Genomic DNA, 18,275 nt, shown 5'->3' with positions numbered 1-18,275 from the left:
GTAAGACAAACGAGTTATTCGATACTTTAAGCAGCTTAAAGCCTCGGGATACGCATAGCTTATAGCTATGTTAGGCTGTGCCTGATTGTGCCACACTTATCATTCGGATATCTATGCCCTTAAGGCTAGCGATTCATTATTAAGCGCTGTCGGGTTCACCCGTCTCGACACACATTCACTAAAATGGCGCTTGCTAAAAACTATCGCAGCGCCATTTCCTATAAACCTACTAACCAGCTAAAACCACATCACCGGTGACATAATCGCCATCAAAGCACGACGCATCAAAGCGCTCAATCTTAGGGTTTAATTCGGATATCGCTAACTTTAGATCGTCCAAGTCTTGAAAGACCAACGCATCCGCACCAATTTCTTGCGCAATCTGCTCAGTCGATTTACCATAGGCAATCAAATCGCTCTGATCTGGCATATCAATGCCATAGAAGTTAGGATAACGAACTGCCGGCGCAGCGGACGCAAAAAACACCTTATTGGCACCTGCATGACGCGCCATGCTCACAATCTCACGACTAGTGGTACCACGTACAATTGAGTCATCCACCAACAGCACATTTTTACCCTTAAACTCAATGCTCATCGGATTTAGCTTCTGGCGGACCGACTTCTTACGCACTGTCTGACCCGGCATAATAAAGGTGCGACCAACATAACGATTCTTGATAAAGCCCTCACGATAGGACAAATCGAGCGTCGAGGCCAATTCCATACCAGCTGGTCTGGAGGAATCCGGAATCGGCATCACCACATCGACTTCCGATAAACGTAGCTCACGTGCCACTTTTTGGGCCAACAACTCACCCATGCGTAAACGACAGTTATAGACATTAACCCCATCAATGGTAGAGTCGGGACGCGCAAAATAAACGTACTCAAAAATACAAGGACTTAATTGCGCATTATCAGCACATAAACGCGAATGCAGTTTACCCTCGGTATCAATAAAAATAGCCTCACCGGGCGCTACATCACGCACGAACTCAAAGCCTATCCCCTCCACTGCGACCGACTCAGAGGCTAGGATCCACTCAACTCCCTGCGGCGTTTCCTGTGTGCCTAAACTAAGCGGACGAATACCATTTGGATCTCTAAAAGCTAATAGACCGTAACCAGCAATCTGCGCAATTGCGGCATAGGCGCCTTTGACACGACGATGCACCGCCGTTACTGCATCAAAAATCTCAGACACCTGTAAACTGCTGCTTTTACTTGCCTCATATAATTCATGGGCAAAAACATTGAGTAATACCTCGCTATTGGAACTGGTATTGATATGGCGACGATCGTGCTTAAACAAGGATTCACGTAGCTCGTCCGAATTAGTTAAGTTACCATTGTGCGTAAAACAAATACCATAAGGTGCATTTACATAAAATGGCTGCGCTTCCTCGGTATCGCTTGGGGCGCCGCTAATTGGATAGCGCACCTGCCCGATACCGCTATTACCCGGTAAAGAACGCATATTACGCGTGCGGAATACATCACGTACTAAACCTTGTGCTTTGAAAATATGAAATTGATTATTTTGGTAGGTTGCAATACCGGCGGCATCTTGACCGCGATGCTGCAATAACAACAAACCATCATAAAGTAATTGATTGACTGGGGAACAACCGTGAATGCCAATAATGCCACACATGAAAATACGCCTAAAAAAACACTAAGAACAATATTTTAAACCCTTTTAATAGGGTAAATAAACCGCAATCCCCTCCGGCACCCAAGTTTTTATCATTCGAATCGCATCGACCGACATCCGTGCAAAACTTGACTCAACCCACCATGGTTCTTGTGGTAAAGCACTCCAACCTGCGATTAAAACGAGAATTAAAACAATAATCACACCGCGGAAGATACCGAATAAAAAACCCAAACCGCGATCAGCCGAACCTAGGCCAGTCGCATCCAATAAGGCACCGAGTGTTTTGTTGAGTAGACCTAACAATAATAAACTGGCAATAAAGACCAGAAAATAGGCTAAGCCCACGGTTAAAATTGCCTGATCGATATAGCGAGCGAGGGTAGGAATTAAGTGAGGGCCCCACCAGATGGCTGCCAAAAAGCTTAAGACATAAGCCAGAAGAGAAAAAATTTCCTTGAGGAAGCCTCGCATCAAGCCGAGTAGACCTGATGCGAGGATCACCGCTAAAACAACATAATCAAAAGTTGCCATGATTCAACGAAGGAGGAGCAGATTTAGCGACCCGTGACGTAGCTATCACTGAAGTTAAGCGCACGCAAACGGGTTTGCGCTGCCTGTGCAGCCTCGCGGGTTGAAAAAGGACCGACCCGCAAACGATACACTTGCTTACCGTTAACGGTGGCACTTTGTACATAAGCATTAGATACGCCCGATCCTCTTAAACGATCACGCTGCACTCGGGCATCATTTGCCGAGCTATAAGAAGCCACTTGCAAACTAAACTCGCCTCCGGTGCTAGCTGCAGGTGCCGAGCTACTGGCAGCTGGGGTTCTACCCTCAAGGATGGCTAAAGCCTTGCTACCATCATCGGTGCGCTTTTTATCATCAATTTGATTCTTGGATTTTTGCTGTTGTTTGGCTTGCTCTTGTTGCTTTGCTTGGGCTTGCTGCTTTTGCTGCTTTTGCTGCTCAGCACGTGCCTGTTGCGCCCGTTCACGTTCGGCTGCCGCCTGCTCGGCGCGCTCACGCTCAGCTGCCTCTTGCGCCGCACTCTGAGTGGCTGTGGCTTCGGCAACGGAGACCGTAGATGAATCGGTACTTGCAGAACCTGTCTCGCTCTGAGTATTTGCAGCAGCAACCGCGACAGGCGTTTCTTGCTCTTCACCTTCTATGCCAGTAGCACTAGACTCAGTGCCCTGCTCCGCAACCTCAGAACTTTGGGTGGCTAAGTGAGGGTCACTTGGTGTTTGTACCCCAGGTGAGCTCTCAACCACTAAACCACTACCTTGACCAATGGCTGAGCCCGGTTGGATTAAGGGGCTAGTGCTTTGACTGCTACTACCACTATCATCCGTATTTAAAACAAGCGGTAAAATAATAATCGCCGCTAACACCAGAATCACCGAACCAATTAAACGATTGCGAGATTTAATACGCTGCTCTCTAAGTTCACGATCGTTTTGATAGCGTTGCTGCTGTCGGGAACTGCTACGTCTTTGTTCATACTGAACCTCCTGACGCTGGTTTTTACCTGAACCGAAAAATGCCATACTAGTTATAACCTCAGATTAATTCGATGATGGCAGATGCGCAAGCACATCTGCGACCGTTAAAAATGAACCAAAAACCACAATCCGGTCTTCGGGGGTGCTACGAGCCTTGGCCGCTTCATAGGCCTGATGTGGACTATCAAAGACCCTAACCTCCGGTAAGCCGTCTTTGTCTTTACTGATTAAACTGTTTATTTTATCAGCTAATGCCTGTCCTGAGACACCACGGGTGCCGGATAAACTTGCACAATACCAATAATCCACCGTTTTTTCCAAGCATTTAATGACTTGGCTGACGTCCTTATCGTCCAGCATACCGAATACCGCCGTGGTATAGGGGAAATAGGACATGGCATGGAGATTATGCTGTAGCACGGCAGCCGCATGTGGATTATGCGCCACATCCAGTACCGTGGTTGGTTGACCTGGCAGGATTTGAAAACGGCCTGCTAATTCAACCCTTAATAAACCCTCACGAATCGACTGATTCGGCACTGGTGCAGACATTTTTAACGCTTCAACGGCTGTCAAGGCAGCGGCTGCGTTAATTAATTGATTGGCTCCTCTTAAGGCAGGATATGCTAAAGCGTGGCGACGTTGATTCTTACCAATATAGGTCCACTGGATCTGATCGCCAGTATAATTAAAATCACGTCCAAATAACTGTAAGTCCGCGCCGATTTCCTGCGCATAATCAATTAAGCTTTGTGGCGGCTCTGGATCGGCACAGATGGCGACTTTGCCCTGGCGATAAATATGTGCTTTTTCCCAGGCGATTTGATCTCGTGTATCACCCAAGTAATTAATATGATCAATCGCAATCGACGTGATAATCGAGCAATCGGCATCAATGATGTTAACCGCATCCAACCGGCCGCCTAAGCCCACCTCAAAAATCGATACCTGTATATCGTTTGCTTTAAAAAGCAGTATCGCCGCTAAGGTCGTGTATTCGAAATAACTGAGACTGATATCACCACGCGCTTCTTCAATGATGGCGAGTTGCTCCACAATTTGCTGATCGCTAGCTTCTAAGCCATTGAGACGAATGCGCTCATTAAAGCGGATGAGATGGGGTGAGGTGTATAAGCCCACTCGATAGCCAGCAGCCAAATAAATCGACTCTAACATAGCACAGGTGGAACCCTTACCATTGGTGCCGCCGACCACTATTTTAATACTATCTAACTCGATGGGTAGGCGTGCTGCCACTTGCTTAATTCGATCTAGACCTAAATCAATTTCCTGACGGTGTAAATGCTCTAAATAACTTAGCCATGTACTAAGACTGCTGTGGGAGGTGGGGATGATGCTCATTAACTACGGATATTTAAGAAAATAAAAAAAGCGTAAGAGGCATTTAATGTTTAATTAAAGCTCCTTACGCTTAGCCTAAACAGCTCTATTTTAACGCTTTACTGGCGGTAAGTCAGTACAAACGCCATGTGCCGCTTCTGCTGCCATACCAACAGACTCACCAAGGGTTGGATGCGGATGAATGGTGGCAGCAATATCATCGATATCGGCCCCCATTTCAATGGCTAAACACACCTCGGAAATTAAATCACCGGCATGATCACCCACAATCGCCCCACCCAGGATGCGCTTAGTTTCGGCATCAAATAACAACTTGGTAAAACCATCTTCGGTGCCATTCGCAATAGCGCGACCAGAAGCAGCCCATGGGAATAAGCCTTTTTCAACCTTAACCCCTTGTGCTTTTGCTTGCTCCTCGGTTAAACCAGCCCAAGCAATTTCGGGATGGGTATAGGCAACAGAAGGAATCACCCGCACATCAAACACGGTTTTCTTACCGGCAATGACCTCGGCCGCCACATGCGCCTCATGCACTGCCTTGTGCGCCAACATCGGTTGCCCCACAATATCACCAATCGCAAAAATATGCGGTATATTGGTGCGCATTTGTGCATCTACCGCAATAAAGCCGCGCTCATCCACCGCAACACCAGCTTTATCGGCGTCTATTTTAGCGCCATTAGGGCGACGACCCACTGCCTGCAACACTAAGTCATAGCGCTGCGGCTCTGTTGGCGCCTTATCCCCTTCAAAGCTCACATAAATACCGTCTTCCTTGGCTTCGGCACTCACAGTTTTGGTGTTAAGCATTAAATTATCGAAGCGATGCTGATTACGCTTTTGCCAAACGCGGCTTAAATCCTTATCCGCACCAGCAAATAAACCATCCATCATTTCAACCACATCAATACGTGCACCAAGCGCTGAATACACGGTGGCCATTTCCAAACCAATAATACCGCCACCAATGACTAGCATTTTTTTAGGTTGTTGACGTAATTGCAGAGCACCGGTCGAGTCGACGATACGCTCATCCTCAGGAAGGAATGGCAATTTAACCGATTCACTACCAGCCGCAATAATCGCATGATGGAAAGCCACCTCTTGTGAGGAGCCATCTTCCTTTTGTACCACAAAGTGATGATCATCCTTAAAGCTAGCATGACCAACGATCACCTCTACTTTGCGCGCCTTAGCCATAAACGCAAGACCACCCGTGAGCTTATTAATCACTTGATCTTTAGCTTCGCGCAACTTATCCAGATCCACTTCCGGTTCAGCAAAATGGATACCCGCCGCAGATAAACCCTTAGCCGCCTCAAGTACGGAGACATTATGTAACAAAGCCTTAGATGGAATACAACCCACATTTAAGCAGACGCCGCCCAGGGTTGAATAGCGCTCAATTAATGCCACCTTGAGACCCAAGTCAGCCGCTCTAAAGGCTGCCGAGTAACCACCAGGACCTGCGCCAAGTACCACCACATCATAAGCGCCCTCACCTGCTTTGGCGCTGACTGCCGCCGCACTAGCAGCTTTGGCCGGAGCCGCAGCGGCGCTCGCTTGAGTGGTAGTCGTTGATTTGGAGCTACTATCGGCAGTCTCCGCTGCCGCTGTACTTTCCAACGTCAATAAGACGCTACCTTGGGACACCTTATCGCCAACCTTAACCGCTAAATCAACGATTTTACCCGCATGCGATGAGGGGATTTCCATTGAGGCCTTATCTGACTCAACCGTAATTAAGCTTTGCTCAACTTGAATTTCCTCACCGACCTCGACTAAAACCTCAATCACATCGACATTATCGAAATCACCGATATCGGGAACAACAACTTCAATTTTACTCATTGTTTTTTACTCCCTTAAAGTGAAACGCGACGGAAATCAGACATCAGCTTAGCCAAATGCGCATTGAAACGAGCTGCTGCTGCCCCGTCAATCACACGGTGATCATAGGATAAGGAGAGAGGCAACATCAGACGAGGTATAAACTCCTTACCGTTCCAAACTGGTTCGATAGCAGAACGAGATACGCCTAAAATCGCCACCTCAGGGGCATTAATAATCGGCGTAAAATCAGTACCACCAATACCACCTAAAGAAGAAATGGTAAAGCAACCGCCCTGCATTTGACTTGGTGAGAGCTTACCCTCACGAGCAGACTTCGCTAACTCATTCATCTCTATCGCAATCTCAACGATCGACTTCTGATCCGCATCCCGCAGTACAGGCACGACTAAGCCATTTGGCGTATCAGCAGCAAAACCAATATGGTAATACTTCTTAAGCACCAAGTTATCACCATCTAATGAGGCGTTAAACTCTGGGAATTTCTTCAAGGTGGCGACCACGGCCTTGATTAAGAAGGCCAGCATGGTGAAACGCACCCCTTCACGCTCATGCTCTTTGTTCATTAATTTACGGAATTCCTCTAGCTCGGTAATATCCGCTTTGTCATTGTTAGTCACATGAGGGATCATGACCCAGTTACGGTGAAGATTAGCACCTGAAATCTTCTTAATCCGTGACAATGGCTGTGTTTCAACCTCACCAAATTTAGCAAAGTCAATCTTCGGCCAATCAAGCACTTGTAGACCACCACCAGCAACCGCTTTAGTTTCAGTGGTTGCACTTGGCTGGCTAAAGCCAACGGATAAGGCGTTTTTAACGAATTGACGGACGTCATCCAACACAATTCGGCCACGCGAACCTGTACCGTTCACAGCGGTTAAGTCAACACCCAACTCACGGGCAAACTTTCTGACCGATGGTGAGGCATGCGGTAAATTACGGAATTCCTGAGCTGATAAGGCATAGGAAGCCGTAGGCGATTCCCTATCATCACCTAACTCAGCACGCTGAATTGGATAAGCGTGTGTTGCCTCGGTTGGCGCTTTGACTGCTGTAGGTTCGGCTGCTGCTGGCGTAGGGGCAACGGTCGACGCTACTGGTGCTGCAGCCTCGGAGCCACCCGCTGCTGCCAACTCAAGAATCAAGCTACCCTTGGCAACCTTATCGCCTACCTTAACCCGTAGTGCCACAACTCGACCGGCATGGCTGCTTGGGATCTCCATCGAAGCCTTATCAGATTCAACCGTAATCAGGCTTTGCTCCTCTTGAACGGTATCACCCTCATTGACTAAGACTTCAATCACATCGACTTCATCAAAATCACCAATATCAGGTACGACGACCTGCACCACCCCACCACTCGCATCAGCTGGCGCGGCAGACGCTGAAGCCGCTGCTACAGACGCTGAAGTGTCGGCTGCCGTCTCAGTACTCGCTTTATTCTCAGCTGTGGCGCTTGGCTCAGATGCAGATGCTGCCCCGGCATCTGGCTCAAGCTCAAGTAATACCGTACCTTCGCTCACCTTATCGCCGACCTTAACTTTAAGCGATTTAACAATACCCGCAGCAGACGAAGGAATTTCCATGGATGCTTTATCGGATTCAACCGTAATCAGACTTTGATCCTCCTCAATACGGTCACCCTCGGCCACTAGCACCTCGATCACATCCACTTCATCGAAATCGCCGATGTCAGGAACTTTAACTTCAATTAAGTTACTCATCTTGATGTTTCTCCATTAAGCGTGATGTGGGTTAGGTTTATTCGCATCGATGCCATATATATCAATGGCCTCAACCACTTTATCCATTGGAATCTTACCCTCATCCGCTAAGCTTCTGAGTGCCGCTAAGGTAATAAAATAGCGATCCACTTCAAAGTGTTTACGCAGCTGATGACGGAAATCAGAGCGACCAAAACCGTCCGTACCCAAGACACGGTAGCTACGCCCTTGAGGGATAAATTCGCGGATCTGATCGGCCACCGCCTTCATATAGTCGGTGCTTGCAATAATGGGGCCTTCAGACTCACTTAATAATTGCGTCACATAAGGCACTTTTTGTGTTGCGGTTGGATTTAATAAGTTTTGACGATTAACATCTAAACCCTCGCGACGTAACTCGGTAAAGCTAGTCACACTCCACACATCAGCGGCAACCCCCCAATCCTCTTCGAGTAGCTTTTGCGCTGCAATGCTTTCACGCAAAATCGTACCAGAACCGAGTAAGTTAACCTTGTGCTCACCGCCTTTGCCCTCGCTAAAGCGATACATACCCTTGAGGATGCCCTCTTCATCACCCGCTTTAAGACCAGGCATAGCATAGTTTTCATTCATCAAGGTGATGTAGTAGAAGACATTTTCCTGATCCTGAACCATACGTTTTAGACCATGCTGCATAATTACAGCCACCTCATGACCAAAGGCGGGATCGTAGGATACACAATTCGGAATGGTAGAAGATAGCAATAAGCTATGACCGTCTTCGTGCTGCAAGCCCTCGCCGTTAAGCGTGGTTCGACCTGCGGTACCACCCAATAAGAAGCCGCGCGCTTGAATATCACCGGCCGCCCACAATAAATCGCCCACACGTTGGAAGCCGAACATTGAGTAATACACAAAGAACGGAATCATAATGCGATTACTGGTAGAGTAAGACGTGGCTGCTGCAATCCACGAACACGTCGCACCCGCTTCGGTAATACCCTCTTGTAAAAGCTGACCGGATTCTGATTCACGATAGTACATCACTTGATCTTTATCGACCGGCGTATACTTCTGACCCTCTGGGGCATAAATACCGATTTGACGGAATAAACCCTCCATCCCAAAGGTACGACCCTCATCCGATAAAATCGGCACCACCCGATGACCTAATTGCTTATCCCGTAGCAATTGGTTTAAGAAACGCACAAAGGCTTGTGTCGTAGACATCTCACGCCCTTCTGGCGTGGGCTCAGTCACCGATTTAAAGTACTCTAGGCCCGGTACCGTTAAGCGCTCATCAGCATCACGACGACGGCGCGGATAAAAACCGCCTAACTGCTCACGTCGCTCACGCAAGTAACGCATTTCGGCAGAGTCTTCAGATGGACGGAAGTATGGAATTTCGCTAATCTTGTCATCTGGAATAGGAATATTTAAGCGATCACGTAAATCACGTAACGCCTCTTCCTCTAGTTTCTTTTGCTGATGCGAAGGGTTCTTACCCTGAACTGTTTCACCCAAGGCATAGCCTTTAATCGTTTTGGCAAGAATCACTGTGGGCTGACCCTCAGTTTTCATCGCCGCATCAAAGGCAGCATATACCTTGTTAGGATCGTGACCGCCGCGATTTAAACGCCAAATCTGCTCATCACTCATGCGGCTAACCATCTCTAAAAGACGTGGATCCTTGCCGAAGAAATGCTTGCGCACATAAGCACCGTCATTGGCCTTATAGGCTTGGTATTCACCATCAATGGTCTCTTCCATCACCTTGCGTAAAATGCCATCCTTATCGCGCGCCAATAATGGATCCCAATAGCTACCCCAAATCAGCTTAATCACATTCCAACCAGAACCACGGAATTCACCCTCAAGCTCTTGGATGATTTTGCCGTTACCACGTACTGGACCATCTAGACGCTGCAGGTTGCAGTTAATCACAAAGATCAAATTATCCAGTTTTTCACGCGCAGCCAGACCAATCGCGCCTAAAGACTCTGGCTCATCCATCTCACCATCACCGCAGAATACCCAAACCTTACGCTTAGAGGTATCGGCAATGCCACGTGCATGTAAATACTTTAAGAAACGCGCCTGATAAATCGCCATCATCGGGCCTAAGCCCATGGATACCGTCGGAAACTGCCAGAAATCAGGCATTAGGTGCGGGTGAGGATAAGAAGATAGACCCTTACCATCAACCTCCTGACGGAAGTTATCCAACTGCTCCTCACTAATACGGCCCTCTAAATAAGCACGACCGTAAATACCCGGTGAAGAATGACCTTGGAAATACACCAAGTCGCCGCCATGGTCCTCAGACTCAGCATGCCAGAAATGGTTTTGACCACTTTCGATCATGGTCGCTAAAGAAGCGTATGAAGCCATATGGCCACCTAAACCACCGCCACCCTCAGTTTCATGAAGATTAGCTTTTACCACCATTGCCACAGAGTTCCAACGAATATAGGCACGAATGCGTGCTTCCAATTCTAAGTTACCCGGATTAGGTGGCTCCTGCCCAGGAGGAATGGTATTTAAATAGGCTGTATAAGGAGAATAAGGGATATTTGAACCCGAACGGCGTGCTAAATCCGTTAGCTTCTCGATTAAAAAGTGCGCTCTCTCTGTACCCTCACGGTCTAATACCGCCTCCAACGATTCCAACCATTCCTGGGTTTCGACCTCATCAATATCTGGAATACTGGTTGCCGAATAATCTTTATCCATTCGAGACTCCTCTAATAGTGGTTGAATTAAGTCATCGCTAATTCATAAAATGACTTTAATAATTTATAGGATATACAACTTTAATTAAAAATGCGATCGGTTAAATACCTAAGACAGCACTGTCCTAATGATTAACCTCAAACAAATTTAAACTCGTACAGGCTAATTCTAGAAAAAACCGATATTTTGTCAAGGATTTTTCATATTGTAATATTATATTTTGCATAGTGAAATATTCAAATTCAGACTTCACGTAACGGCACACTCAGCTAGCTCAATAAAGTATTTTTTTAAGCTGCCTACTTTACTAAGTTCGTCTTACTAAACTTGTTAAAATAAAACGCTTATATACAATTTCGGCATCACAATCCTTTTACACGGTTTAGTGAGTAGTTTTTAGTAGATTGATATGGCGTCAAACTCCCATCTTTCGCTTATTTTGCCCCAAACGCTTAAAAACGAAAATAAGCGTAGAATGCATTGGATCATTCCGGTCTTTGTATTAGTGCTCTATGTCTTAGTGATTTTTGCCTTTATGGCAATTCAAAAGATTCAACATCAGCACGCCATTCTCTATTCAAACACGGAGGAGGTCAGGCACCAGTTATTGATTTTTCTGGTGGTGGCCATGTCATTTACCATCGTCATCAGTTTACTAACCCTGTGGCATTACACCCGTATCCGCTCTGAGGCTGAGGAGCAGCTCTTTTTAGAAACCACCTTTAGACGTGCCATGGAAAACTCCATGTCCACCGGGATGCGCGTTTTAGATTTGCAGGGTCGTGTGGTGTATGTGAATCCCGCTTTTTGCCGTATGGTTGGATGGAATGAATCTGAATTACTAGGCACGCTTTTCCCCTATCCCTATTGGGTGGAGGATAAGTTCGAACAACATGAGAAATACCTAGATATCGTCTTAAGTGGCAAGACCCCAAGCTCGGGCATGGAGATGGAGGCAAAGCGCCGGGACGGCTCTATTTTTACGGCCCGTCTGTATGTGTCCCCGCTGATGGACCCAAATGGTGAACAAATCGGTTGGATGACCTCAATGACCGATATTACGGAGCCTAAGCGTATTCGTGAGGCTTTAACAGCAGCGCACGAACGCTTTATGACAGTATTGGAAAGTCTGGATGATACGATTTCGGTAGTCGCCGATACGCCCAATGGCACCGAACTACTCTTTGCCAATCGTACCTATCGTCGACTTTGGGGTTCAGAAGCACATGGCCATACCTTACTTTATAATGCCGCCACCGCACATCATGAAAATGATCCCTTGGCAAATAACGAGCTCTACATCGCACAGATCGGTGCCTGGTTTGAAGTGCAACATCGCACCTTAAACTGGACTGATGGGCGTAAGGTACGTTTACAAGTAGCACGTGATATTTCTCAGCGCCGTGAGTATGAGCAAAAACTCAGTGCGCAGCAGGAAAAGGTGCAGTTAAGCGGCCGTTTAAGCACACTGGGCGAAATGGCAAGTTCTTTGGCCCATGAGCTGAATCAGCCACTCACTGCCATTGTCAATTACAACTCAGCCATTGCCGCCTTAATTAAAAGTGAGCATCTGGATCAAGAGCGCTTATTACAGGTGCTGGATAAATCCGTTTCTCAAGCCGAACGGGCCGGACGAATTATCGGTCGTATCCGTGATTTTGTGCGCCGTAATGAGCCCGAACGTCAAGCCGTTAAAATTGATACCATAGTTGAAAACACAATGGATTTAGCTTTTTTTGAAAGTCGCAAATATAGTAAGCAAATTGAGGTGAATCTGCCCGAGGACCTGCCTGAGGTCTATGCCGATCCAATATTAATTGAGCAGGTACTCCTAAATCTGGTTAAAAATGGCATCGAAGCGATGAGTCAAAGTGAGCACGAGACACTGTATGTGAATATATCCCAAGTGGGCTTAGAAATTCAGGTGCAAGTCATTGATAGTGGCCATGGCCTCAAGGATCCTGAACGCTTATTTGAACCCTTTTACAGTACCAAAAAAGAGGGGCTAGGTATTGGCTTAAATATCTGTCGCTCAATTATAGAATCACACCGCGGTAGATTATGGGCTGAAAATAATCCTAGTGGCGGTACAATATTTACATTCAGAATTCCCTGTTATAGAAAAGCTGATAACTCAATTTCACAAAATGGAGCAATAAATTAATTATGATAGACCATAGTAATAGTGTAATTTTTATTGTTGATGATGATGATGCCGTTAGAGATTCACTGCGTCTACTACTAGAAACTCAAAACTACCGAGTACAGACATTTGCCAGTGGTGAGGAGTTTTTAGAGCATTACAATCCTAATCTTGTCAGTGTCTTAATCACTGATGTACGGATGCCGGGTATGTCTGGCTTACAACTACAAGAGCAGTTATTAGAGCGTAAAGCCACCCTACCCATTATTTTCATCACCGGTCATGGCGATGTGAATATGGCGGTTTCAACCATGAAAAAAGGCGCAGTAGACTTTATTGAAAAGCCTTTTAATCTTGAAGATATCAAACCCGTCATTGCGCGTTTCCTCGATCAGGCTTATGAACAAATGCAGGAAGCGATTTCTCAACAAGCGGTAGACAGTTTATTAGCCCGCCTTACCTCACGTGAAGAGCAAGTACTTGAGCGTATTGTGGCTGGTCGTCTGAATAAGCAAATTGCCGATGACCTCAGTATCAGTATCAAAACGGTAGAAGCACATCGTGCCAATATCATGGAAAAGCTCGAGGTCAGCACCGTTGCAGACCTCATGAAAATCGTTTTAAAGAAGTAATTATCTAAAGGATCCAAGTTTTTGTATGAACGCTAGTATCATTGACGGCAAAGCTTTATCAGAAAAAATCAAACAGGGTTTAGCGCCCACCATTGAAGCAATTAAGGCAAAAGGCATCACGCCCTCGCTAACCGTGGTCTTAGTGGGTGAGGATCCTGCCTCCCAAGTGTATGTGCGTAATAAGCACAATACCTTTATCAAAATGGGCTTGGATTCCGAGGTTGTGAGCTTGCCTAGCGATATTTCTCAAGCAGAGTTATTGGCTAAAATTCATCAATTAAATGAGGATCCTAAGGTGAATGGCATCTTGGTGCAGTTACCCTTACCGGATCATTTAGATAGCCAGTTAATTATTCAACATATCAAAGCCGAAAAGGATGTGGACGGCTTTCACCGCTTAAATGCGGGCGCCCTAATGACCGGTGAACCGCAACTCATTCCTTGCACCCCCTATGGCATCATGAAAATGCTAGAGGATCAGGACGTCACCTTGCGCGGTGCCGAAGCAGTGATTGTTGGTGCCAGTAATATTGTTGGCAAACCCATTGCCCTACTCTTACAAAAAGCCGGTGCGACCGTCACCATTTGTAACTCCAAAACCAAGGATTTGGCCGCTCACACAAAGCGCGCCGATGTGCTTGTGGTCGCCACTGGTCGACCCATGATGATTAGCGGCGACATGATTAAACCCGGTGCCGTGGTCATCGATGTGGGTATTAATCGCCTGGATAATGGCAAGCTAGTGGGTGACGTTAATTTTGATGAGGCATCCAAAGTGGCGGCAGCCATCACCCCAGTACCGGGTGGCGTGGGTCCCATGACCATCACCATGCTATTAGTTAATACCATTCAAGCGACGATGCAACAACATGGTCTAGAGGAGCTGTCTTAAGTATGACGGAGCAACTTAGTAACAACCCATTATTAACGCCGCTTGAACAATTAATGCCGTATGAGGCGATTGAGCCCGAGCATATTGTACCGGCCATTGAGTTTTTACTCAAAGAAGCAAAAGCGCTGATTGAGCAATTAATCACCGTAGCGGAACCCAACTGGGACAACTTTATCGAACCTATGGAATATGGTACGGCTCGCTTATGGCGTGCTTGGAATGTGGTCAATCACTTAAATAATGTACACAACACCGATGCCGTTCGTAGCGCCTACAATACCCTATTACCGCAAGTGTCTGAGTTTTCGACCTGGATTGGTCTGAATAAGGCGCTATTTGAACAGTATCAAATGCTCCACCAAAGTGAGGCTTTCCAAGCGCTTAGCAAAACTCGTCAACGCATTATCACCGAAGCGCTCAAGGACTTTGAACTCAATGGCGTAAGCTTAGAAGGTGAAGCCAAAACTCGCTATGCGGAGATGAGTGAGCAACTCGCCATGACCAGTCAGCAATTTGCCCTAAACGCTTTGGATGCAACCGACAAATGGAGCTACCACACCGAAGATGCTGAAGAAGTAGCTGGCATCCCAGAGCAAGTATTAGCAGCGGCCAATGACTTGGCCGGTGGCAAAGGTTGGACCTTTACTTTAAAAATGCCCTCCTATCTCCCTGTGATGCAGTATGCTAGCAATCAAGCGCTACGCCAACGCATGTATCAAGGCTATGCCACCATTGCTTCAGAGCAAGGTGATAAGCAGTTTGATAACTCTGACAATATTGAAACATTACTAAAACTACGGCTTGAGCTTGCTAAATTACTTGGCTTTAAGGATTTTGCCACCATGCAATTAGAAAAACGCATGGCCGACAGCCCGCAGCAAGTGATCGATTTTATTCGTGACTTAGCCGCCAAAGCTAAGCCATTTGCCGAAATAGATATGGCCGAACTGAGCGCCTTTGCCCGTCAAGAGCTGGGTATGGCAGCGTTGGAGCCATGGGATTTAGCCTATGTCTCCGAGCGATTACGCGAAAAGAAATTCGCTTATTCGGATGAAGAAGTTAAACAATACCTACCTGAAGACCAGGTATTAAATGGTTTATTTACGATTATTGAGCATCTCTTTAAGGTCAAATTCGAAGCCACGGAGGCCCAAACGTGGCATCAAGACGCCAAGGTCTTTGCCCTCAAAGAGGCAGATCAGTTAATCGGTTATTTATATACTGACTTACACGCCCGTAACGCCAAACAAAGTGGTGCTTGGGTAGCTAATGAGCGCACTCGCCAACGCCATCAGGGTGAGTTAATCACGCCGGTGGTCTATTTAACATGTAACTTTACCCCACCCCAAGGCGCTAAAGCTGGTCTACTGCGTTTAGATGATGTGGTGACGCTATTCCACGAAATGGGTCATGCACTGCATGCACTCCTTTCCAAGGTGGATGAGCCCTCTGCCTCACCCTTTGCTAGTGTGGAATGGGATGCGATCGAGTTGCCCTCACAGTTTATGGAAAACTTCTGCTATGAGTGGCCGGTGATGCAAAAGCTAAGCCGTCACCAAGAAAGTGGTGAGCCCTTGCCACGCCAGTTATTTGACAAAATTATCGCCGCCAAAAACTTCCAAACCGGTATGCAAACCGTACGGCAGTTGGAGTTTGCCTTATTTGATATGCTGCTACACCAGCAATTGGAGCAACAAACCATCGCCGATGTGCTGACGCTGCTAGATGAGGTTCGACAGGAGGTTGCGGTCTTGATGCCACCTAGCTGGCACCGTTTCCCGCATAATTTCTCCCATATTTTTGCGGGTGGTTATGCGGCTGGCTACTATAGCTATAAGTGGGCTGAAGTGCTCTCAGCAGATGCCTATAGCTATTTTGAAGAGCATGCCACAGAGGAATTTGGCACGCTTAACCCGCAAGCTGGTGAACACTTTAAAAATGAAATTCTCGCCGTTGGCGGCTCCTTGCCTGCAACTGAGTTTTTTGAAAAGTTCCGTGGACGCCCAGCGGATCCTGCTGCCTTATTACGACACCACGGTATGGTGGATGAATAAAGCTAATAAGAGATTAAGATGATAAAGCGTTTAAAAAAATCCTCGCTTGCCTTTGCCCTCTCCCTAGCGTGCCTGGGGATGGCAACGCCTATTGACTCGGCCTTGGCTGAAACTCAATTTTACTCAACCCGCTCACATCTGCCCGATTTAAAATTTGAGCTGCAGCACACCGATGAGCAGCGCTTAAGCGAGCAACAGTTTAAACAAAAAGTAGTCTTAGTTTACTTCGGCTATACCTATTGCCCCGATGTGTGTCCCACCACCATGGCGGAGCTGGCACTGATGAAAAGCATGCTCAGCGAACAACAACAAGCGCAGGTGCAAGTGATTTTTATCAGTGTCGATCCGCATCGTGATACCCCTGCCCGCTTAGAAAAATATCTAGAGGCTTTCGGTCTAGGTGCTATTGGTCTAAGCGGAACAGAAAAAGAAATTGCCGCCATTGCTAAACGTTATCGAGTGGCTTACCAAATTGAAAAGCCAAAAAATCCGAACAATCCGGAGCTCTATGATGTGATGCATGCGGAGGGGATTTATGTTTTTGATACCAATGGCAAAGCTGCTTTCCTCGCCTCCAATAGTCATGATATTGAGGGCTTACATCAGCGCGTCGTCGCCTTACTTAAGTGATAAGCTGCTGGAGGCGCACGGATATCGTTCACTTTAATTGACGCAACAAATTGCTTAACCTTATTTACCATTTCCCAAGGAGATAATGACCGTGATCACTATTTTTCACCTTCCCTCGACAGACTCCTTTCGTAGTATCTGGTTAGCTTGTGAGCTTGGTCTCACCTTTCAACTTAATCATCGTCAAGAGGCCGACGAGGCTTCTGATAGCGAAACCCACCCCTTAAGCAAGGCCCCTATTCTCTTAGACGGGAATATTAGCATTGCGACGCATGGTGCTGCCCGCGAGTACTTGCTCAGTAGCTATGACCGTTGCGGTATGCGTCCGCCAATGGCTCACCCCGACTATATTCAGTATTTACAATGGGTGCACTATCTAGAAGCTACACTTTTGCCGCTAGTTGAACAACAGAGCATCATTCATAAATTAGGCCAATCTAGGGTACCGTTTTTTGCTCGCTCAATTATGAAAAAAACGGTCTTAAACTACCTGAATACGCACATTATGCCGGAACTGCAGCGTCAACTAAATTACATCGATCAGTCGCTAGCAGCTAGTGGTTGGACCTGTGGTAGTCGCTTCTGTGCGGCAGATATTGATTTAGCCTATATCTTATTAGGTTTAGAGGCTGAGGCTAAGCTGTTGCCTGAGCATAAAAATATTGAAATGTTCTTAAGCGCGGTTAAAGAGCGCGCTACCTATCAACTGGCCAAAGAAAAATCCACAACCACGAACACTGCTTTGGGCTTTGAACAGAGCGCTCAAACCACTGCGGTGGCACAGGCTGAAGAGGTGGAACTAGTGGATGAGGAGCGAGCGGATGCTGTGGATACGAGCACTGCTGAAGCAGCGCCACATGAAGCAGAAAGCGACGGCATCACCACCAGTCATGATATGACCGAGCAGCCTACGCCTAAGCGTGACTAAGCGATATAGTAAGAAGCCCACCATCAGGTGGGCTTTTTGCTTCACTCTTCTTCGAACCGAGAACAAAAATACTAGCGATTACCCTAGTAACAAACCCTTTAGTCATAATAGTAAGATTAAGCAATGAATTCGTTAATGATCCTTTATAGTTTGATAGCTTTCTAACGTTGCTACAGTCA

At 46.7% G+C, this 18,275-nt stretch carries 13 protein-coding genes; 6 read left to right on the top strand and 7 right to left on the bottom strand.

Going from position 1 to position 18,275, the window contains the following annotated elements:
- Positions 1–229: 229 nt before the first annotated feature.
- The 7 genes from purF to aceE all read right to left on the bottom strand — a co-directional run bounded on the left by purF (position 230) and on the right by aceE (position 10,817).
- Entirely contained in the window at positions 230–1,657 is a 1,428-nt protein-coding gene (purF, locus tag A3GA_RS0106625) for an amidophosphoribosyltransferase (RefSeq protein WP_018026609.1), read from the bottom strand.
- Between the two features lie 45 nt (positions 1,658–1,702).
- Entirely contained in the window at positions 1,703–2,191 is a 489-nt protein-coding gene (locus A3GA_RS0106620) for a CvpA family protein (protein ID WP_018026608.1), read from the bottom strand.
- Positions 2,192–2,214: 23 nt separating this feature from the next.
- Positions 2,215–3,210, bottom strand: coding sequence for an SPOR domain-containing protein (locus A3GA_RS0106615; RefSeq protein ID WP_018026607.1), 996 nt, complete (start codon positions 3,208–3,210; stop codon positions 2,215–2,217).
- Positions 3,211–3,228: 18 nt separating this feature from the next.
- On the bottom strand, positions 3,229–4,527 hold the full coding sequence (folC, locus tag A3GA_RS0106610; RefSeq protein WP_018026606.1) for a bifunctional tetrahydrofolate synthase/dihydrofolate synthase: 1,299 nt from the start codon (positions 4,525–4,527) through the stop codon (positions 3,229–3,231).
- A 90-nt stretch (positions 4,528–4,617) separates the two neighbouring features.
- On the bottom strand, positions 4,618–6,378 hold the full coding sequence (gene lpdA, locus A3GA_RS0106605; RefSeq protein WP_018026605.1) for a dihydrolipoyl dehydrogenase: 1,761 nt from the start codon (positions 6,376–6,378) through the stop codon (positions 4,618–4,620).
- A gap of 14 nt (positions 6,379–6,392) precedes the next feature.
- Positions 6,393–8,105, bottom strand: coding sequence for a dihydrolipoyllysine-residue acetyltransferase (gene aceF / locus A3GA_RS0106600; protein ID WP_018026604.1), 1,713 nt, complete (start codon positions 8,103–8,105; stop codon positions 6,393–6,395).
- Positions 8,106–8,120: 15 nt separating this feature from the next.
- The gene (gene aceE / locus A3GA_RS0106595; protein WP_018026603.1) at positions 8,121–10,817 is read right to left on the bottom strand and encodes a pyruvate dehydrogenase (acetyl-transferring), homodimeric type; all 2,697 of its coding nucleotides are present in this window, start codon (positions 10,815–10,817) and stop codon (positions 8,121–8,123) included.
- A 409-nt stretch (positions 10,818–11,226) separates the two neighbouring features.
- On the opposite strand from aceE, the gene A3GA_RS0106590 reads away from it, so the two are divergent.
- The 6 genes from A3GA_RS0106590 (at position 11,227) to A3GA_RS0106565 (ending at position 18,096) form a co-directional block, all read left to right on the top strand.
- Complete coding sequence (locus A3GA_RS0106590; protein WP_026156852.1) at positions 11,227–12,981, top strand: PAS domain-containing sensor histidine kinase; 1,755 nt, start codon at positions 11,227–11,229, stop codon at positions 12,979–12,981.
- The gene (locus A3GA_RS0106585) at positions 12,981–13,592 is read left to right on the top strand and encodes a response regulator transcription factor (protein ID WP_172471596.1); all 612 of its coding nucleotides are present in this window, start codon (positions 12,981–12,983) and stop codon (positions 13,590–13,592) included. Before A3GA_RS0106590 ends, A3GA_RS0106585 begins: the two co-directional genes overlap by 1 nt.
- 25 nt (positions 13,593–13,617) lie before the next feature.
- Entirely contained in the window at positions 13,618–14,484 is an 867-nt protein-coding gene (gene folD / locus A3GA_RS0106580; protein ID WP_018026600.1) for a bifunctional methylenetetrahydrofolate dehydrogenase/methenyltetrahydrofolate cyclohydrolase FolD, read from the top strand.
- A gap of 2 nt (positions 14,485–14,486) precedes the next feature.
- On the top strand, positions 14,487–16,538 hold the full coding sequence (locus A3GA_RS0106575) for a M3 family metallopeptidase (RefSeq protein WP_018026599.1): 2,052 nt from the start codon (positions 14,487–14,489) through the stop codon (positions 16,536–16,538).
- An 18-nt stretch (positions 16,539–16,556) separates the two neighbouring features.
- Positions 16,557–17,168, top strand: a complete 612-nt coding sequence (locus tag A3GA_RS0106570) for an SCO family protein (RefSeq protein ID WP_018026598.1) — start codon at positions 16,557–16,559, stop codon at positions 17,166–17,168.
- Positions 17,169–17,253: 85 nt separating this feature from the next.
- A complete protein-coding gene (locus A3GA_RS0106565; RefSeq protein WP_018026597.1) occupies positions 17,254–18,096 on the top strand; it encodes a glutathione S-transferase family protein in 843 nt (280 codons plus the stop codon).
- The last annotated feature ends 179 nt before the right edge of the window (positions 18,097–18,275 follow it).

The organism is Oligella urethralis DSM 7531, from assembly GCF_000372065.1.
Lineage (GTDB): Bacteria > Pseudomonadota > Gammaproteobacteria > Burkholderiales > Burkholderiaceae_B > Oligella > Oligella urethralis.
The sequence above is the reverse complement of the archived record's forward strand: the minus strand, read 5'-3'. Positions and strand labels throughout refer to the sequence as shown.